The following is an 18,291-nucleotide window of genomic DNA, read 5'->3' on the forward strand; positions in this document are numbered from 1 at the left end:
CCGGTCTCCTCAGCGCCGTTCCGTCGTGCTTTGTCTGGTTGCCCAGTCCATCGTGCGTCTCCCGGGGACATCCTCTCTCGTGGCGCCATGCTCGTGGGCGCGCACGTCAGATGACCCGGCTCCTGGGTTCACGGGCTCCCGGGTTTCCGGGTGCGAGCAGCGTCCGGCGGACGGTGTCGCGGAGCCAGTGGTGGCCTCCGTCGGCCGCCTGGCGGGGATGCCATGCCATGCCGACGGACAGGGGCGGCAGAGGCAGCGGGATGTCGAGGAGGCGCAGGCCGAGGGCGGCGGCCGGGTCGGTGAGAGGGGAGGGGGCGGCGCCGGGGAGGGCGGTGGGGACGAGGCAGACGACATCGCTGTCGGCGGCGAGAGCCATCGCGGCCAAATGGCTGGGCAGGACGACGACGACCCGCCGCTGGAGGTCCCGCTCGGCCAGGGCGGCGTCCAGCGGCCCCTTGAACCGGCCGCGGCGGCTCACCACGACGTGTTCGGCGGCGGCGAGCCGCTCCGGGGTCAACGTCCCTTCGGTGAGGGGGTGTTCGGGCCGGACGGCCGCCGCCATCCGCAGGGTGACCAGTTCTTCGACCCGGGTCTCGGGGTCGACGTGGTCGATGGAGCCGACCTCCAGGTCGATCCGGCCGTCACGCAGGGCGGGCCCGGCCTCCAGGTCCTCGGCTCGGAACCGCAACGAGACGCCGGGTGCCTCCTGTTGGGCAAGCCGAAGCAGCCCGGGGGCCAGGGCCGCGCCGATCAGGTCGGCGGCCTGAAGGGTGAAGGTGCCGCGCAGGGTGGCGGGGTCGGCCTTGCCGTCGGGGGCGAGCAGCGCCCCGAGCCTGCGCACCACCGTGGCGGCCTCCTCACGCAGCGCTTGGGCGCGCGGAGTGGGGACCATCGTCTGCCCGGCCCGGACCAGGAGCGGGTCCTGGAGGACGCGCCGGAGGCGGGCGAGCGTGCGGCTCATGGCGGCGGGGGACGTGTGCAGGCGCGCGGCGGCGCGGGTGACGCTCTGCTCGGCCAGCAGAGCGTCGAGCGCGACGGCGAGATGGGCGTCGATGACGGGTTCCGAAGGCTCCGGACTGCTGCTCATGGGCGGGTCGTCGTTCCCTTCCGGGTCATTCCACTTCAGGCAATGATCCCTTGCTGAAGTTCCCATTGTGGCAACACCGTGGTCCTCCGCAGGATGAGGGACGTACCGATCCGGCACGACCCACGAGGTTTCCATGATCGTCATCACTGCTCCCACCGGGAACATCGGCCGCCGGCTGCTGCCCCTGCTCCTGGACTCCGCCCCCGCCCGCGGCGAGGAACTGCGCGTGATCGTGCGCGATCCCGCCCGGCTCACCGACGCGGTGCGCGAACGCGTCGAGGTGATCACCGGCTCGCACGGCGACCCCGAGGTCCTCGACCGCGCCTTCGAGGGAGCGGACGCCGTGTTCTGGCTCGTCCCCCCGGACGCCTCCCTGGCCCCGGATGACGCCTACCGCGGCTTCACCCGCCCCGCCGTTAAGGCCCTCGTCGCGCACGGCGTCGGCCATGTCGTCGGCGTCTCCGCCCTCGGCCGTGGCACCCAGGTCGCCGACCGCGCGGGTCTCGTCTCCGCTTCCCTCGCCACGGACGACCTCATCGCGGGCACCGGCGTCGCCTACCGGGCCCTGGCCAACCCGTCCTTCTTCGAGAACCTCCTGGAGGAGGCCGAATCGATCCGTGAGAAGGGCGTCTTCACCGATGCGGTGGACGCCGATCGCAGGGCGCCTCTCGTCGCCGTCGCCGACATCGCGGCCGTCGCGGCGCGCCTGCTGCTCAAGCGCACATGGACGGGGAGCGACAGTGTTCCGGTCCTCGGGCCGCAGGATCTGTCCCCCAACGACCTGGCCCGCATCATGACCGAGCAGCTGGGCCGTCCCGTCCGCTACGAACGCCAGTCGCTCGACGAGCTCTACAGCACCCTCGTCGGCTACCGCCTCAACGAAGCGTTCGCCCAGGGCGTCGTCGACATGAAGCGGGCCAAGGACGAGGGCCTGGACGCCGGTGTCGCCCGCACTCCGGACACCGCATCGCCCACCACCTTCGAAGAGTGGTGCGCCCGGACGCTCAAGCCCGCCGTCCTCTCCTGACGGTCACCGCACCCCGGCCGTCCGCCGCACACCCACCACACACCGACGCCCAGGAGGCGCCCGACATGCCCACCGAGAACACCGCCCCGCCGGTCACCGCGTTCATGCTCATCAAGACCACACCTGAGTGGCTCGCCATGACCGTTCAGGAACGGGTGGACGCTTTCAGCACCCAGGTCATCCCCGCGATCAAGGCCAAGACCACCGGCGTCCGGTCACGCTTCTACGACACGGAGTTCTACTCCACCCGCGTCACCGACGTATGGGTCTGGGAGGCCGACGACCACGAGGCCTACCAGCTGCTCATCGACGCCCTGCGCGAAACCCCGTTCTGGGACCGCTACTTCGAGATCGTCGACCTTCTCGTCGGCACCGAGAACGGCTACGCCCGCACCTACGGCCTCGACGCCGTGGCCACCATCAGCACCTGAGCACAGGGAGGCGCGGCCCGCTCAACGCAAGGCCGGGTGGTCGGCGACCACGGTGCAGGAGCCGGGGGCGATCTCCGTGAAGCCCGCGTCCCGTACCACCGGCAGGCCGGTCGCCACGAGTTCGCTCCAGCGCGCGGCGTCCGGAGTGCGGACGGAGAGCGGGTAACCGGCGTCCCGCCAGGCCCCGCGCTCCTCGTCCGACAGCTCCCACCAGGCGAGTTGGGCGCCGTGCCCCGCCTGCGCCATCGCCTTGCCCGCCGACATGTCGACGTCGGGGCTCATCCACAGGACCGGCGCGGTCGGGTCCGCGGGCGGCACCGCCTCCGGGTCGTCCAGGTCCGTGCCCGAGACCTGGAGCCGGGCCAGGTCCTTGGGCCAGCCGTCCAGCGGCACCGGGGGAAAGACGCGGACCTCCGCCGACTTGCCCGTGACCGTGATGCCGGGCAGCGCCTCGGCCCGCCGCCACTCGGCGCCGCGGGCCCGCCGGACCACCTTGCGGATCCTGGCGTCCTGCCAGTCACGCATGGCCTGCGCCCACTCACCGTCGCCGAGGGACCGCTCGTCGCCGAGCATGACGAGTACCGCGCGGGCCGCGGTCTCCAGGGCGTCCGTACGGTGCGGAGGCTCGGCGCGCTCGATGCGGGCCACCAGCGGCAGTACGTACTGAGGTGCCTCGTCGCGTGTCGTCTTCTCCACGCGGAAGGGGCTGTCCCGGGGGTCCGGGGTGTCCTGCGGCTGGGAGTGTCCTGCGGTCTGGTCGCTGCTCACGCGCCCAGTCTGCCAGGCGGAAGATCGGACCTGTCGGGGGCTTCGCCCACGGCTCCCGCGCCCACCGCTCCTTGGCCGCGGCTCCCGCTCTCGGCCCCTGGCCTCTGCTCCTGCCCCGCAGACTTGCCCCGCGGCGGGACCCCTGCGCGAGGATGACCGCATGGACAGTGATCTTGCGGGGGCCGTGCTGCGGCTCGACGGGGTGGGGCGGCGCTATGCCATGGGCGGGCCTTGGGTGCTGAGGGATGTCGGCCTGGGCGTCGGCGCGGGCACGCTGGTGCGGATCGAGGGGGCGAACGGCACCGGCAAATCCACCCTGCTGCGGCTGCTCGCCGGGATCGACGCCCCGACGGAGGGCCGCGTCGCCGGGCGGCCGCGCACGGCGTACGTCCCCGAACGCTTCCCCGCTGCGCTGCCGTTCACGGCCGTCGGCTACCTCACGCATATGGGCCGCATCCACGGCTTGGCGAGGGGAGCGGCCGCGCGGGGCGCGGAGGAATGGCTGGAGCGCTTCGGGGCCGGGAGTTACGCCCGTACGCCCCTGTCGGAGCTGTCCAAGGGCAGCAGCCAGAAGGTCGCCGTGGCCCAGGCGCTCCTCGCGGGGCCGGAGCTGCTCGTCCTCGACGAGGCCTGGACGGGTCTGGACGCGGCGGCCCGCGACGAACTCGACCGGGCCGTCGCCGAGCGGGTCGCGCAGGGCGGCGCCGTGGTCTTCGTGGATCACGACCCGCGGCGTCTGTCGGGGGCGGTCGACGTGACGTACACGGTGATCGGCTCGTCGGTGAAAGCCCGTACCTCTGCGGGCACTTCATCCGAAGCGGCCGCCGAGGGAACCCCCGCGACCGTGATCGAGGCGCAGGGCCCACCGGGTGCCGCACCGCCCTCCCTGCCCGGCACCGTCACCGGGCACACCCCCGAAGGGACACTGCGACTGACGGTGGCGTCGACCCACTCGGACCTCGCGCTGCGCGCACTGCTGACGGCACGCCCGCCGTGGCACGTGGTGTCGGTGCGGGGGGACGGATCGGGCCCGGTGCCGGGGCAGGCATGCGCCGCGTCCACCGTCGCACTCTCCGCCGTCTCCGCGGCGAGCGAGGTGAGCGACCGATGAACGCCCTGCTCAGTTATCAGTCCGCCCTCCTCCTGCGTTCCCAGCGCTGGCTCGCGCCCGTCATCCTGTACGCCGCGTTCCTCGCCGTCGGTGTGCAGAACGGGCAGCCGATCCTCGACTCCCTCGCGTACGCGGCCGCCGCGCTGCTGCCCGTCGCCGCCTGGCTGGTACGGATATGCACCACCAACGAGCCGCCCGCCGCCCGCAGTTGTTCGGCCGCGGCGGTCGGACCCTGGCGGGCCCGGCTGGCCTGTCTGCTCTCCGCGTTCCTCGCCACGGCCGTGCTCGGCGCCGTCGCCAACCTCGTCGTGGCGGTGATCAGCGACCCGGCGAGCACCGATCACCGGACAGCCGTGAACCGCCTTGCGGCAAGTGGTGCGGGGCTGCTCGCGATGCTCGTGAGCGCGCTCGTGGGCACCGCCGTCGGGGCCGTCACGAGTTGGCCGCTGATGTGCTCGCCGGGCCGTGCGATCCCGGTGATGCTGCTTGCCTCGCTGCTCTCCCTGGTGACCACGGGCTCCCCGGCGAAGGCGGTCATGACCGGGCTCGTCTCCGGGTCGCGGGACGGCGTGGTGCCGGTGCCGATGCTGCCGGTCGCGGGGGCGGCGGCGCTCGCGGCGGCCGCCGTGGGAGCGGCCTGCGGGCTGGCCTCGCGCAGGGGCTGAGCGCGCGCCAGGGTGCCGGAGAGGGGGCTCAGCCCGAGCAGGCCGTGCGCTGAGCCTCGTGCCACTCGCACACGGGGCACAGCGTCACGCCCTTGTGCGTCTCCGGATACTCGGTGAGCTCCCGGCACAGCACGCACTCGGCGAAGGGTCCCGCGGCGGGTTCGGTGGCATCGGCGGAATCGCTGGTGGCGGCGGGTTCGGCGGTGTCGCCGATCGCGGCAGGTCCGGCGTTGTCGTCCATGCCCGCCAGACTAGAGCGCTGAGGCCCTTCCGCCGGATCTCCCCGGGGGGAAGCCCCCTAGCCGCGCGCGCCCGCCGCTCTGATCTGCTCCGACACCCGCACGAACCGGAAGCCCCGCTCGCGCAGCTTCGGGACGATCGTGCGCAGGGCGCGCTCAGTCGTGGGCGCCGCGCTGCGCGTGCAGTGCATGACGACCACCGAGCCGGGTCGCACCCCGTCGAGCACCTGCCGGGCCACGGCGTCGGCGTCCGTCGCGAAGGCGTCGCCGCTCACCACGTCCCACTGCACGGCCGTGACACCGCCGGGGGCGATCGCCCGCAGCGCCCGCTTGTCGTAGCAGCCGCCGGGGAAGCGGAAGTACGGCACCTGATGCTCGACGCCCGCCTTGCGGAAGGCGGCGAAGGCGCGCTCCACGTCGTCGCGCATACGCGAGGCGGGCACGGTCGGCAGCCCGTAGCAGCGGTCGGTGAAGGCGTGATGGCTGTACGAGTGGTTGGCGACCTCGAAGAGCGGATCCCGGCCGATGTCCTTGGCCTGCGCCGGGTACTCCTCGGCCCACCGCCCCGTCATGAAGAACGTCGCGGGCACCTTCAGTCGCCGCAGCGTCGACACCAGTGCCGGATTGTCGAACCGCTCGCCCGCCGCGGCACGTGGCCCCTGGTCGGCCGTCATGTCGGCGTCGAAGGTCAGGGCGACGGTGGGGGAGGCGCCCGCCGGGGTGCGGGGGGCGTTCTTGAAGACGGGGGTGAGGCCGGCGGGGCCGGGGGCGAGGGTCGCGGGGCGGGGCGACGCACTCGGCGTGGGGCGCTCGGCCCGGTCGCGGCTGCCCGGCGCGGGGTCGGTGCCGCAGGCTGCGAGCGCGGTGAGGGTGAGGGCGCTCAGGACGCAGCCGGCGGTGAGCCTCCGTGCCCGCCGTCCCTGTGTGGCCGGTCTCCGCGCGGTCAGTGTTCGTGTCGGGGCGATCATCCGGCGAACGTATCGACATAAAAAGGATGAAATGGTGAGGTGCGGCCCGTGCCGTCCCGCGCCGCCCCGGACGGCCGAACCACCGGACCCGCCCGAGTGGGCCCTGGTCACCGCGGTGCAGGGCGCTCTCCGAACGTGCCGCCGCGCCTCAATTCCCTTGGCGGCGACGCCCGTAACCGGAAGTGTGTACGGGCAACAGAGGTCACAGCTCCGGTGGCCCCACCCTGCCCGGGGCCACCGCACCGCCTGCCATGAACGAAGGGCCCCACCATGCGCTCGACCCTTTTCAACGTCGCCTTCGACTGTGCCGACCCGTACGAACTCGCCCAGTTCTGGAGCAAGGTGGTGGGCCACCCGCTCGACGGCGAGGACAAGCCCGGTGAATCGACGGCGTCCATCGCCCTGCCCACCGGCCTCCACCTCTACTTCGCCCAGGTCGCCGAGCCCAAGACCCACAAGAACCGCGTCCACCTCTGCCTCCAGCCCGACAGCCCCCGCGACGCGGAAGTGGAACGGCTCCTGGCGATGGGCGCGACGGTGGCCTCGGACCGTCGTCACGCCGACGGCACCGGCTGGGTCGTCTTCACCGACCCCGAGGGCAACGAGTTCTGCGTGCTGCGCAGCGCGGCGGAGCGCGCCGCGGGCGAGGCGAGCGGCTGTGACCGGGATGCCGCCTCTGCCTCCCACTGAGCCGGGCGTCAGGCCACACGCATTCTGAAGCGATCGCTTCAGAATGTGCTAGCGTCCTGAGCGTCGATTTTGGAGCGAGTGCTCCAAAAAATGGATCGCGATCAGGAGGAGCAGTAATGCCGCCTGCGGTGTACGTGGTGGGGCTGGGTATCTTCACCCAGGGGACCTCGGAGTTCATGCTGTCGGGCCTCCTGCCCGGCATGGCCGCCGACCTCGGGGTGTCGATCCCGGACGCGGGGCTGCTGATCTCGGCCTTCGCGATCGGCATGGTCGTCGGCGCACCGCTGCTCGCGGTGGCCACCCTGAGCTGGCCCCGGCGAACCGCCCTGGTCTCCCTCCAGGCGGCCTTCGTCGTCGCCCACGTGATCGGCGCCCTCGCTCCCGGCTACGGGGTCCTCTTCGTCACGCGTGTGGTCAGCGCCCTCGCGTACGCGGGGTACTGGGGCGTGGCCGTGGCCACCGCGGTCGCCCTCGTGCCGTCCGCCGCCAAGGGCAAGGCGGTCGCCGTGGTGGCGGGCGGCCTGACGCTGGCCACGGTCGTCGGCGTGCCGGCCGGCACCCTGCTGAGCCAGTACTCCAGCTGGCGTGCCGCGTTCTGGGCGGTGGCCGCCGCCACCCTGGTGAGCCTCGTCTGCACGCTGCTCGTCGTCCCCGGTGGGCGGTCCGTGGCGGGGCGTACATCGGCACGGGCGGAGCTGCGCGGCATGGCGCGGCCCCAGCTCTGGCTCTCGTACGCCGTCACGGCCTTCGCCTTCGGCGCGGTCATCGTCACCTTCAGCTATCTGGCCCCGCTGCTGACCGACGTGAGCGGAGTGCCCGAGGGGTGGGTGCCCGCGGTCCTCGCCCTGTTCGGCGTCGGCGGGATGGTGGGCCTGGCCATCGGCGGACGCACGGCCGAGGCCCGCCCGTTGCGGACCCTCGGCCTGGGCCTCGGGGCGCTCGCCGTGTTCTCCGCGCTGCTCGCGCTGACCGCCGGTTCCTTGGTCACCGTGATCGCGCTGGTGTTCCTCCTCGGCCTCGTCGGGTACGTCACCAACCCCGCCCTCCAGTCACGGGTGTTCACCCTCGCCCCGGCCGCGCCGACGCTGGCCGGCGCCACCAACACGGCCGCGTTCAATGTCGGCAACACCGTGGCCCCGCTCCTCGGCGGCCTGACCATCGACGCCGGGTTCGGCTACGCCTCCGTGGCCTGGGTCGGCGCCGCGCTCGCCGCCGCAGGGACGGTGGCGGTGCTCTGGGCCCGGCGGCTCCAGCGGAAGGAGCGGGCCGGGGAGGCGGCGCCCCTGGAACGTACGCGGGTCCGTGTGACGCAGCCCCGATGACCAGCCGTAGCGGGCAACGGGAGCGGCGACCGCCATATTTTGTACGTGTATTCCAAAACCCGTACTGTGGGGTCCATGGCCAGGCCACGAGAGTTCGACGAGGACCGCGTCATCACCGCGGCCATGGACACCTTCTGGCGCCACGGCTACGAGGGCACCTCGACGCGAGCGCTCTGCGACAGCACCGGCCTCGGCCCCTCCAGCCTCTACAACACCTTCGGCGGCAAGCGCCAGCTCTATCTGCGCGCACTGCGGCGCTACCACGAGACGAGCACCGCCGAGCAGGTCGCGATCCTGCGGGGCGACGGCACGGCCAAGGAGCGGCTGCGGGACATGATGGTCCACGCCTTGGACGCCGATCTCGACGCGGAGAACGGGCGCGGCTGCTTCGCGATCAACGCGGCCGTCGAGATCGGCGGGCTCGACCCGGAGATCAGGGACGCGGTGCGGTGCAACTTCGACCGGGTGGAGGAGGAACTGCGCGTGGTCGTGGCGACCGGCCGGCGCACGGGTGAGCTGCGATCGACGGCCGACGCGCGGACCGTCGCCCGCCGGGTGCAGAGCACGTACTACGGCCTGCGCGTCCTCGCCCGCGTCCAGGACGACCGGCAGGCGCTGCTCGACACGGTGGAGAGCACGCTCGCCGATCTGTGATCGCTGCGGCTGCCCTGACGTCGTCGCCCCCAACACCGCCCGTGTGCCCGGCACTTGAATCCTGCCGGGTCGCACAGAATCGGCGCTTCCTCGCCGGGGGATCTTTGTTCATGTGAAGTATCCCCAGAAAGTAATCGCGGCTGATTGGATTTGCGACGCCCACCCCCGCCGTTCTCAGGAGATTCAGTGCCGCACCCAGCGCTGCGCAGGACTCACGCCGCCGCGATCACCACCGTGCTCGCCGCGGCCACGCTCACCGCCGTCGCGCCGACCGCGACCGCCGCCGGCACGCCTGCCGCCTCCGTCGACACGCCCGCACTCAAGGTGCTCTCGTACAACGCGTTCCTGTTCAGCAAGAGCCTTTACCCGAACTGGGGCCAGGACCACCGGGCCAAGGCCATACCGGCCGCGGACTTCTTCCAGGGCAAGGACGTGGTCGTCCTCCAGGAGGCATTCGACAACTCTTCGTCGGACGCGTTGAAGGCCAACGCGGCGAACCGCTACCCGCACCAGACCCCTGTCATGGGCCGCGGCAAGGACGGCTGGGACGCCACCGGTGGCGCGTACTCGGCGGTGACCCCCGAGGACGGCGGTGTGACCGTCCTGAGCAAGTGGCCGATCCTGCGCAAGGAGCAGTACGTCTACAAGGACGCCTGCGGCTCCGACTCGTACTCCAACAAGGGCTTCGTCTATGCCCAGTTGAACGTCGACGGCACGAAGGTGCACGTCGTCGGCACCCACGCCCAGTCCACCGACCCGGGCTGCGGCTCCGGCGAGGCGGCCGCGACGCGCGCCCTGCAGTTCAAGGAGATGGACGCCTTCCTCGCCGCCAAGAACATCCCGGCGGGCGAACAGGTCATCGTGGCAGGTGACTTGAACGTCGACTCGCGCAGCGACGAGTACGCCTCGATGCTCGCCGACGGCAACTTCGCCCCCGCCGACGGCCGCAGCGGCCACCCGTATTCCTTCGACACCCAGGACAACTCCATCGCGGCCGAGCGGTACCCGGACGACCCGCGCGAGGACCTCGACCACGTCCTGCACCGCAAGGGGCACGCACGCCCCGCCACCTGGCACAACGAAGTGGTCAAGGAGCAGAGCGCGCCCTGGACGGTGTCCAGTTGGGGCAAGCGGTACACCTACACCAACCTGTCCGACCACTACCCGCTGATCGGCTCCTAGCGGGTGCCACGGGCGGGGTGCGCGACGACCGCCGCGCACCCCGTCCGATCACCGGCAGGTCAGATCAGGTCCGGTGCCAGGGCCCCGTCACGGCGAACGTGGTGCCGGGGTTGTAGCAGTTGACGTACATCGTGTCGTGGTCCGGCGAGAACGAGACGCCCGCGAACTCGCCCCACTCGGGCTCCTCGGGGGTGCCGATGTTCTGCCGGCCGCGGGCCATCTCGTAGACCTCGCCCCGGCGCGTCAGGCCGTACACGTGCTGTGCGCCACCGCCGTCCTCCGCCACCATCAGGCCGCCGCTGGGCGCGAGGCAGATGTTGTCGGGGGATTCACCGGGCAGCTGGATGTCGGTGCTCGGGCCGAAGACGATCACGAGGGTGAGGCGGCGCTTCGACGGTTCGTAGCGCCAGATCTGCCCGAAGTGGTCGGCTGCCGAACCCTCCGCGCTGTGCGCGAAGGACGACACGAAGTAGACGGAGCTGCCGCCCCAGTAGCAGCCCTCCAGCTTCTGCGCGTGCGTGATGCCCTTCGGTCCGAAGTCCTGCAGCCGGATGGGCGTCTGGGCGGCGAGCGGGTCAGGTACGTCGACCCATTCGATGCCGTCGAAGCACGCGCCCGTCTCCTGGATCGCCGACAGGTCGGGCACGCCGGGGACGCGCATGGCCTGCAGCTTGCCGCCCGCGCGGAGCGAACCGCGGCCGCCCTCGGGCTTCTTGGGCAGGAAGCGGTAGAAGAGGCCGAAGGGCTTGAGGAAGGCGTCCTCGGTCTCGTAGACCACGCCGCGCCGGGGATCGACGGCGATCGCCTCGTGCTGGAAGCGGCCCATCGCGGTGAGCGGCACGGCTCCGGTGCGGCGCGGGTCGACGGGGTCGACCTCGAAGATGAAGCCGTGGTCCTTGGTGTAGCCGTTCGTGCCGGCCTTGTCCTCGGTCTCCTCGCAGGTGAGCCAGGTTCCCCAAGGGGTGGGCCCGCCCGCGCAGTTGACCGCGGTGCCGGCGATGGCGACGCGTTCGCTCAGGACGTTGTTGTGGCGGTCGAGCGAGAGTGCCGTACAGCCGCCCTTGCCCATCGGGTCATAGGTGAGGCCCTTGACCGTGGGCACGGGCGTTCTTCCGTTGTGGCGGTTCTCGTGGTTGCGGACGAGATGCACACCCCCGCGCTTGCCGCGGAACGCGTCCATGCCGTCGAAGTTGCTCGGCACCTTGCCCTCACCGGAGGGCAGGTCGCCGCCCTCCCGCGAGAGGACCTTGTAGCGGAAACCTTTCGGCAGATCGAGCAGCCCGGCGGGGTCGGGCACCAGCGGCCCGTACCCACCCTTGCCCTGCGCGGCGGCGCTGCCCGCGAAAAGTTCCGTGAGCGCGCCGGTGAAGGCGATTCCCGCACCCACCGCACCGGTACGGGCTAGCACCTGACGTCGTGTCGTGGACATAAAAGGTCGACCTCCTGCTGGCGGACAGGAACATGACCGGATGTGTGTACCACGCGCCTAGGCGTGCGGGAACCACGCGCGTAGCGGTGAGTCGTTACGGCTTCACGAGGCTCTTCGCGTCCCGCGCCAGTGCCGTGAGCCGGGAGATCGCCCGGAAGTACTTCTTCCGGTAGCCGCCGTTCAGCATCTCCTCGCTGAACAGCTGGTCGAAGGGCACACCCGAGGCGAGCACCGGGACCTCGCGGTCGTACAGGCGGTCGGCGAGCACGACAAGGCGCAGGGCGGTCGACTGGTCGGGGACGGGCGTCACATCGGTGAGGCAGACGGCCCGGAGGTCGTCGGTGAGCGCCCCGTACCGGCTGGGGTGGACGCGCGCGAGGTGGTCGAGAAGGAGCGGGAAGTCGTCGAGGCTCGCGCCCTCGGTCGCGTACGCGGCCCGGGTGACCTGCCCCTCCGAGTACGGAGCGGGAGCTTCCGGAAGGCCCCGGTGGCGGTAGTCCTCGCCGTCGATGCGCAGCGACTTGAAGTGGGTGGCCAGGCCCTGGATCTCGCGCAGGAAGTCGGCGGACGCGAACCTTCCCTCACCGAGCTTGCCCGGAAGCGTGTTCGAGGTGGCGGCGAGTGCCACGCCCTCGTCGACGAGCCGCGCGAGCAGCGAGGAGACGAGCACCGTGTCGCCCGGGTCGTCGAGCTCGAACTCGTCGATGCAGAGCAGCCGGTGGCCGCTGAGGGTGCGCACGGTCTGCTGGAAGCCGAGCGCACCGACCAGGTTCGTCAGCTCGACGAAGGTGCCGAACGCCTTCTGCTCGGGCGCCGCGGGCGTGGCGTGCCAGAGGGAGGCGAGGAGGTGGGTCTTGCCCACTCCGTAACCGCCGTCGAGATAGACGCCCCGGGGGCCGGTGGGCGCCGCGGGCTTGGCGCGGCCGAACCAGCGCTTCTTGCCCGCCCCGGAGGCGTGCGCGCCGCCGAGCCCGGCGGCGAAGCCGCTCAGGACCCGCACGGCCTCGGTCTGGCTCGGCTGGTTCGGGTCCGGGATGTACGTATCGAAGCGGACGGAGTCGAAGCGCGGCGGCGGCACCATCTCGGCGACCAGGCGGTCGGCGGGGACATGGGGCTCGCGGGCGCACAGCGACAGGGGAGCCGCTTCGGCTATGGGGCTCTGCCCGGAGGCGGCGGTGGAGGACGACACGGTTCCTAACCCTAAGCGCCGTGCAAGACTGCTGGACATGCGACGCCTGTTCCCTGTGACCGACCAGACAGACGAAACATCAGTACGAGAGTGGGGGCTGGGGGAGCTGGCCGACGCGTACGCCTACCCCCCGGACGCGACCTCCTGGCTGCGCGCCAACATGGTCTCCACGCTGGACGGGGCGGCCCAGCACGACGGCCGCTCGCACCCCATCTCGAACGACACGGACATGCGGATCTTCGGCACTCTGCGTGCGGTCGCCGATGTCGTGGTCGTCGGCGCTGAAACGGTCCGCCAAGAGGGTTACCGCCCGGCACGCGCGCGTGAGGCCTTCGCGGAGCGCAGGGCGGCCGCCGGACAGTCGGTGGCGCCCGCGATCGCCGTCGTCAGCGCGAGCCTCGACCTGGATTTCAGCCTTCCGCTTTTCACCTCGCCGCTGGTGCCCACGCTCGTGGTGACCGGTGCCGCGGCCCCCGCCGACCGGGTCGCCGCGGCCGAGAAGGCGGGCGCCGTGGTGGTGGTCGCGGGGGAGGGCTCCGCGGTCGAGCCGGAGCGGGTCGCGCCCGCACTGGCCGAGCGGGGACTGACCCGGCTGCTCACGGAGGGCGGGCCCCGGCTGCTCGGCCAGTTCGTGGCGGCGGGAGCCCTGGACGAGCTCTGTCTGACGGTCTCCCCGATGCTCACCGCGGGGGACGCGCAGCGGATCGCCTGGGGGTCGGCGTTGGCGGTGCCGGATCGATTCGCACTGGCTTCCGTACTGGAGGAGGCCGGGTTCCTCTTCACCCGATACCGTCGAACCTGACAATCAGCGGAATCGGCCGTTCCGTTTCGCTTCCGTTGGGCACACTAAAAGTCGCAGACCCCGTGCGGCCACGGGGCAGGATGGTTTCCGCAGGGGCTGTCGAGACACACACTCGGCAGCCCACGGATGAGAAGGGCGCCTGTCGTGTTCACAAGCGTATTGATGATCGAGAAGGCCCTGACGTCCGCCGACGTGGAGTTCGTCACCACCTTGCACGGCGACGAGACGGTCAGCTTCCGGGTGCTGCTCCAGCCCCGCGGCGATCAGGCGGACCGCCTGCTCCGGGCCATCGACGACGTGGCTCTGGGGGAGCTCGACGAGGCGGCGAAGGAAGGCGACGTACCCGAGGGCCAGGACGCCACGGCTCCCGCGCAGAAGGCCCTTGAGGTCTCGCTGACGGCGCTGCGCGCGGCGGGCTGTGAGGCATCGGGGCAGCTGATCGAGAACCACCCCCTCGACGCGCTCAAGCAGCTGGTCGACGAGGCGAACGCGGACGAGGTCATCGTGCTGACCGACCCGCACTACGTGGAGGAGTTCTTCCACCGGGACTGGGCCTCGCGGGCGCGGCACAAGGTGGGCGTACCGGTCCTGAAGCTGTTCTCGCACGCGAAGGACTGAGCCCGGCGGCGTCCGGCGGGGCTCAGGTGTGCCCGGTGTCCGCCCGAGGCAATAGTCTGGGCCCTGCTCAGCAGCTCAGCTGCCGTAACTCTTGGATCTTGGGGAGACACACGTATGGCACCCGGCCTGCCCACCGCCATGGACCGACCGCACTTCATCGGCATCGGCGGCGCCGGAATGTCGGGCATCGCCAAGATCCTGGCCCAGCGCGGCGCCAAGGTCGCCGGCAGCGACGCACGGGAGTCGGCCACGGCCGAGGCCCTGCGGACCCTGGGCGCCACGGTCCACATCGGCCACGACGCCGCGCACCTCGCGTCCGACGCGACCTGCGTGGTCGTCTCCTCCGCGATCCGAGCCGACAACCCCGAGCTGGCCCGCGCCACGGAGCTGGGCATTCCGGTCGTCCACCGCTCGGACGCGCTCGCCTCCCTCATGGAGGGCCTGCGTCCGATCGCGGTGGCCGGCACGCACGGCAAGACCACGACGACGTCGATGCTCGCCGTCACCCTCTCCACCCTCGGCCTCGACCCGTCGTACGCGATCGGCGGCGACCTGGACGCGCCGGGTTCGAACGCGCTGCACGGCGACGGCGACATCTTCGTGGCCGAGGCGGACGAGAGCGACCGCAGCTTCCACAAGTACGCGCCCGAGGTCGCCATCGTCCTGAACGTGGAGCTCGACCACCACGCCAACTACGCGTCGATGGACGAGATCTACGAGTCCTTCGAGACCTTCGCGGGCAAGATCGTCCCCGGCGGCACCCTGGTGATCGCCGCGGACCAGTCGGGCGCGGCGGAGCTGACGAAGCGCGTGCGCGACGCGGGCGACCTGAAGGTCGTCACGTACGGCGAGTCCGAGGGCGCCGACCTGCGCATCCACAAGATCACCCCGCGCGGCCTGACCAGCGAGGTCACGGTCGTCCTGAACGGCAAGTTCCTGACGTTCACGGTCTCGGTCCCCGGCCGCCACTACGCCCACAACGCGGTGGCCGCCCTCGCCGCGGGCATCGCCCTCGGTATCCCGGCGCACAATCTCGCGTCGGCCATCGGCTCGTACACCGGCGTCAAGCGCCGTCTGCAGCTCAAGGGCGAGGCCGCGGGCGTCCAGGTCATCGACTCGTACGCGCACCACCCCACGGAGATGACGGCCGACCTGGAGGCGATGCGCTCCTCCGCGGGCGACTCGCGCATCCTCGTCCTCTTCCAGCCCCACCTCTTCTCCCGCACGCAGGAGCTCGGCAAGGAGATGGGCCAGGCCCTCGCCCTCGCGGACGCCTCCGTGGTCCTCGACATCTACCCCGCGCGCGAGGACCCGATCCCGGGCATCACCAGCGCCCTGATCATCGACGCGGCGGTCGAGGCCGGCGCCGACGTGCGGCCCGTGCACGACAAGGCCGACGCCGCCGCCGTCATCGCGGGAATGACGAGGCCCGGCGATCTCGTTCTCACCATGGGAGCGGGCGACGTCACGGACATCGGCCCGCAGATCTTGGCAGAGCTTTCGAAGTAAGGGGTTCAGTCTCATGTCGTACGACGTCGAGAAGCCGGACGAGCAGTGGCGCGCGGAGCTCAGCCCCTCGGAGTACGCGGTGCTGCGTCAGGCGGGCACCGAGCCCGCGTTCGTGGGTGAGTACACCGACACCAAGACCAAGGGTGTCTACTCCTGTCGCGCCTGCGGCGCGGAGCTGTTCACCTCGGAGGAGAAGTTCGAGTCGCACTGCGGCTGGCCGAGCTTCTTCGACCCCAAGGACACGGACGCGGTCGAACTCCTCCAGGACTCCTCGCACGGCATGGTCCGCACGGAGGTCCGCTGCGCACGCTGCGGCTCGCACCTCGGCCACGTATTCGAGGGCGAGGGCTACGCGACGCCGACGGACCAGCGGTACTGCATCAACTCGATCTCGCTGACGCTGGCGCCCACGGAGGGCTGAGCGGCGCTTCACGCCATCGGGGCCCGGCAGCGGAAGAACGCTGCTGGGCCCCGACGCGTGTCCGGTCGCAGACGCCTCAGAACGTCAGCTTCCAGCTGTTGATGTAGCCGGTGTCCTGCGCCGCCACGTCCTGTACGCGCAGCTTCCAGGCGCCGTTCGCCGTCTCGCTCGACGCGTTGACCGTGTACGTCGCGATGACGTTGTCGGCCGAGTCGTTGCCGCTGGAGTTCTTCAGGCGGTACGCCGTGCCGTCGGGGGCGAGCAGGTCGACGACCACGTCGCCGCGCCAGGTGTGCCGGATGTCGACGTCCGCCCTGAGGGTGGCCGGGGCGTTGCCGGTGCGGCCGGTCACGTTCACCGTCGAGGTCACGGCCGCGCCGTTGTCCGGGATGGTGACGTCAGCGGTGTTCTCGTACGAGTCGCCCGGCGGGACGGGGGCCTCCGTGCCGAGGGTCCAGACGGCGTGGGCGATGGCGTCGCTGTTGCGGTCCAGGGCGGTGTCGTTGATGTTCGCCGTGGTGTCGCACGACGAGTGGTAGCAGCGGTCGAAGGCCTGGCCCGCCGTGCCGCCCCACTTCTGGGCCTGGGCGCTGGACTTCGTACGGCTCGCGCCGGTGAAGAGGCCGCCGACCGGGATGCCCACGTTCTTGAAGCTGGCGTGGTCGGAGCGGCCGTCGCCCTCGGTCTCTATCTCGGTGGGGACGTTCAGGCCCGTGTAGTAGTCCTTGAAGGTCTTCTCGATGACCGGGTCGTCGTCGTAGACGAAGTAGCCCGGGTTCGGAGAGCCGATCATGTCGAAGTTGAGATAGCCGGAGACCTTCGAACGCTCGGTGGCGGGAAGGTTGTTGACGTAGTACTTCGACCCGACCAGACCCAGCTCCTCCGCGCCCCACCAGGCGAACCGCAGGTGCTTGGTCGGCTGGAGCTGCGCGCGCGAGACGGCGAGCGCGGTCTCCAGGACACCGGCCGAGCCCGAGCCGTTGTCGTTGATGCCGGGGCCGGAGCTGACGCTGTCGAGGTGGGCGCCCGCCATCAGGACCTTGTTCGGGTCGCCGCCCGGCCAGTCCGCGATGAGGTTGTAGCCGGTGGCTCCGCTCGACGTGAACTGCTGCACGGTGGTGGTGAATCCGGCCGCGTCCAGCTTGGCCTTCGCGTAGTCGATGGAGGCCTTGTAGCCGGGGCGGCCATGGGCGCGGTTGCCGCCGTTGGCCGTGGCGATGGACTGGAACTGGGAGAGGTGCGCCTTGACGTTGGCGAGCGGGATGTCGGGGGCCGCGAGCGTCGGGGAGGGGGCCGCGAGTGCCGTCGGCGCGGTGGCGGCGAGCAGTCCGGCGGCGGCGAGCGTGGCGACGCCCGCGGTGGCCCGTCTCAGGGCGCTGGGTATGGCGGGTCTGGAGATCTTCATGTGGGGCTCCGAATTCCGAACAGCGAGGGGGACGGAACGTACTGACGCCCTGCGACGCGGATGCCGCAGGGCGCTGGAGCTGTACTGAGCAGAGGTGGGGCGCGTGGTGCGTTGCCTGATGTTGAAGGTGGGACGGGGCAGCGTCAAGAGGGGAAACCGGTCAGAAGCCGGTCAGCCAGTTTCGGATATCGGACGGCCCCCGTCCCGCCGCGGCGCGGCCGCCGGGCTCAGTCCTCTTCGGGCGTCTCCGGACGCAGCAGCGGATGCTTCACGCCCGGGAACACGCGGGCCTTGATCACCGGCTCGGCGTCCGCGCCCTGGACCACCGTCTCGGCGATGCCCCAGGGGCGGCCCGGCAGGACGACGAGGATGGTGTACGAGGAGGCGCAGCCCATGCAGTCGTAGCGATCCGCCCAGGTCTCGACCTCGGTGCGGCTGCCGGGGTAGCGGGCCACGTGGCGGTGGCGGGCGTGGCAGCGGTCGCACTTCTCGCCCGGCTCGCAGGTGCCGCCGCAGGGGCACGGCACGTCCAGGGTCTCGGCGGGCTGCCAGCGCTGCGTGACGACGGCTTCGCGGGTGGCGCCCATGTCCTTCATGGCCTTGAGGTTGCGGGCGGCGACGTTGTACGACTCGCCGGTCGACGTCATCCGGTTCCGGATCACGTCCTTGCGTCCGCGGTTCGTCGTCATGCTGGGGCCTCCTGGGGTTCACGCAGCCCACCAGGAGGCCCATGAGATCGGTCCTCCTACGGTACCTGCCGCCGGGCGCCGCCTT

At 71.4% G+C, this 18,291-nt stretch carries 20 protein-coding genes; 12 read left to right on the forward strand and 8 right to left on the reverse strand.

Going from position 1 to position 18,291, the window contains the following annotated elements:
- Positions 1 to 106: 106 nt before the first annotated feature.
- The gene (locus ACWGIH_RS34650; RefSeq protein WP_453449236.1) at positions 107 to 1,087 is read right to left on the reverse strand and encodes a LysR family transcriptional regulator; all 981 of its coding nucleotides are present in this window, start codon (positions 1,085 to 1,087) and stop codon (positions 107 to 109) included.
- Between the two features lie 133 nt (positions 1,088 to 1,220).
- On the opposite strand from ACWGIH_RS34650, the gene ACWGIH_RS34655 reads away from it, so the two are divergent.
- Together ACWGIH_RS34655 and ACWGIH_RS34660 are read left to right on the forward strand one after the other, a co-directional pair.
- On the forward strand, positions 1,221 to 2,114 hold the full coding sequence (locus ACWGIH_RS34655; protein WP_453449237.1) for an NAD(P)H-binding protein: 894 nt from the start codon (positions 1,221 to 1,223) through the stop codon (positions 2,112 to 2,114).
- Between the two features lie 65 nt (positions 2,115 to 2,179).
- Positions 2,180 to 2,545: a darcynin family protein gene (locus ACWGIH_RS34660; RefSeq protein ID WP_453449238.1), complete on the forward strand. Its 366-nt coding sequence runs from the start codon at positions 2,180 to 2,182 to the stop codon at positions 2,543 to 2,545.
- A 21-nt stretch (positions 2,546 to 2,566) separates the two neighbouring features.
- Here the strand turns inward: ACWGIH_RS34660 and ACWGIH_RS34665 are convergent, their stop codons facing one another.
- Positions 2,567 to 3,313, reverse strand: coding sequence for a peptidyl-tRNA hydrolase (locus ACWGIH_RS34665; RefSeq protein ID WP_453449239.1), 747 nt, complete (start codon positions 3,311 to 3,313; stop codon positions 2,567 to 2,569).
- A gap of 160 nt (positions 3,314 to 3,473) precedes the next feature.
- Here ACWGIH_RS34665 and ACWGIH_RS34670 point away from each other — a divergent pair, with 160 nt between their 5' ends.
- Together ACWGIH_RS34670 and ACWGIH_RS34675 are read left to right on the forward strand one after the other, a co-directional pair.
- Entirely contained in the window at positions 3,474 to 4,424 is a 951-nt protein-coding gene (locus ACWGIH_RS34670) for an ABC transporter ATP-binding protein (protein ID WP_453449240.1), read from the forward strand.
- Complete coding sequence (locus ACWGIH_RS34675) at positions 4,421 to 5,089, forward strand: ABC transporter (RefSeq protein WP_453449241.1); 669 nt, start codon at positions 4,421 to 4,423, stop codon at positions 5,087 to 5,089. Before ACWGIH_RS34670 ends, ACWGIH_RS34675 begins: the two co-directional genes overlap by 4 nt.
- Positions 5,090 to 5,117: 28 nt before the next feature.
- Here ACWGIH_RS34675 and ACWGIH_RS34680 read toward each other — a convergent pair whose 3' ends face one another.
- Together ACWGIH_RS34680 and ACWGIH_RS34685 are read right to left on the reverse strand one after the other, a co-directional pair.
- Entirely contained in the window at positions 5,118 to 5,330 is a 213-nt protein-coding gene (locus ACWGIH_RS34680) for a hypothetical protein (protein WP_453449242.1), read from the reverse strand.
- A gap of 57 nt (positions 5,331 to 5,387) precedes the next feature.
- Positions 5,388 to 6,296 carry a polysaccharide deacetylase family protein gene (locus ACWGIH_RS34685; protein WP_453449243.1) on the reverse strand — a complete coding sequence of 303 codons (909 nt, stop codon included), beginning with the start codon at positions 6,294 to 6,296 and terminating at the stop codon, positions 5,388 to 5,390.
- Positions 6,297 to 6,566: 270 nt separating this feature from the next.
- Between ACWGIH_RS34685 and ACWGIH_RS34690 the strand changes: the two genes are divergently transcribed.
- The 4 genes from ACWGIH_RS34690 to sph all read left to right on the forward strand — a co-directional run bounded on the left by ACWGIH_RS34690 (position 6,567) and on the right by sph (position 10,144).
- Complete coding sequence (locus tag ACWGIH_RS34690; RefSeq protein ID WP_453449244.1) at positions 6,567 to 6,986, forward strand: VOC family protein; 420 nt, start codon at positions 6,567 to 6,569, stop codon at positions 6,984 to 6,986.
- Between the two features lie 116 nt (positions 6,987 to 7,102).
- Positions 7,103 to 8,308, forward strand: a complete 1,206-nt coding sequence (locus tag ACWGIH_RS34695; protein ID WP_453449245.1) for a Cmx/CmrA family chloramphenicol efflux MFS transporter — start codon at positions 7,103 to 7,105, stop codon at positions 8,306 to 8,308.
- Between the two features lie 75 nt (positions 8,309 to 8,383).
- Positions 8,384 to 8,962 carry a TetR/AcrR family transcriptional regulator gene (locus tag ACWGIH_RS34700; RefSeq protein WP_453449246.1) on the forward strand — a complete coding sequence of 193 codons (579 nt, stop codon included), beginning with the start codon at positions 8,384 to 8,386 and terminating at the stop codon, positions 8,960 to 8,962.
- A 186-nt stretch (positions 8,963 to 9,148) separates the two neighbouring features.
- Positions 9,149 to 10,144, forward strand: a complete 996-nt coding sequence (sph, locus tag ACWGIH_RS34705) for a sphingomyelin phosphodiesterase (protein WP_453449247.1) — start codon at positions 9,149 to 9,151, stop codon at positions 10,142 to 10,144.
- 64 nt (positions 10,145 to 10,208) lie between these two features.
- Here sph and ACWGIH_RS34710 read toward each other — a convergent pair whose 3' ends face one another.
- Entirely contained in the window at positions 10,209 to 11,573 is a 1,365-nt protein-coding gene (locus tag ACWGIH_RS34710; protein WP_453449248.1) for an alkaline phosphatase PhoX, read from the reverse strand.
- A 94-nt stretch (positions 11,574 to 11,667) separates the two neighbouring features.
- Entirely contained in the window at positions 11,668 to 12,762 is a 1,095-nt protein-coding gene (zapE, locus tag ACWGIH_RS34715) for a cell division protein ZapE (RefSeq protein WP_453449249.1), read from the reverse strand.
- Between the two features lie 37 nt (positions 12,763 to 12,799).
- Here zapE and ACWGIH_RS34720 point away from each other — a divergent pair, with 37 nt between their 5' ends.
- From ACWGIH_RS34720 to msrB, 4 genes are all read left to right on the forward strand, one after another.
- A complete protein-coding gene (locus ACWGIH_RS34720) occupies positions 12,800 to 13,564 on the forward strand; it encodes a pyrimidine reductase family protein (protein ID WP_453449250.1) in 765 nt (254 codons plus the stop codon).
- Between the two features lie 162 nt (positions 13,565 to 13,726).
- On the forward strand, positions 13,727 to 14,182 hold the full coding sequence (locus tag ACWGIH_RS34725) for an indole-3-glycerol phosphate synthase (protein WP_453449291.1): 456 nt from the start codon (positions 13,727 to 13,729) through the stop codon (positions 14,180 to 14,182).
- A gap of 114 nt (positions 14,183 to 14,296) precedes the next feature.
- Positions 14,297 to 15,691, forward strand: a complete 1,395-nt coding sequence (gene murC, locus ACWGIH_RS34730; protein WP_453449251.1) for a UDP-N-acetylmuramate--L-alanine ligase — start codon at positions 14,297 to 14,299, stop codon at positions 15,689 to 15,691.
- A gap of 13 nt (positions 15,692 to 15,704) precedes the next feature.
- Positions 15,705 to 16,112 (forward strand): peptide-methionine (R)-S-oxide reductase MsrB, encoded by a 408-nt coding sequence (msrB, locus tag ACWGIH_RS34735; protein WP_361194822.1) that lies wholly within the window; start codon positions 15,705 to 15,707, stop codon positions 16,110 to 16,112.
- A gap of 76 nt (positions 16,113 to 16,188) precedes the next feature.
- Here the strand turns inward: msrB and ACWGIH_RS34740 are convergent, their stop codons facing one another.
- Positions 16,189 to 17,517 carry a M28 family metallopeptidase gene (locus tag ACWGIH_RS34740; RefSeq protein ID WP_453449252.1) on the reverse strand — a complete coding sequence of 443 codons (1,329 nt, stop codon included), beginning with the start codon at positions 17,515 to 17,517 and terminating at the stop codon, positions 16,189 to 16,191.
- Between the two features lie 227 nt (positions 17,518 to 17,744).
- On the reverse strand, positions 17,745 to 18,206 hold the full coding sequence (locus ACWGIH_RS34745; RefSeq protein ID WP_453449253.1) for a hypothetical protein: 462 nt from the start codon (positions 18,204 to 18,206) through the stop codon (positions 17,745 to 17,747).
- Positions 18,207 to 18,291: the final 85 nt, after the last annotated feature.

It is taken from the genome of Streptomyces sp. NPDC054872, from assembly GCF_053610705.1.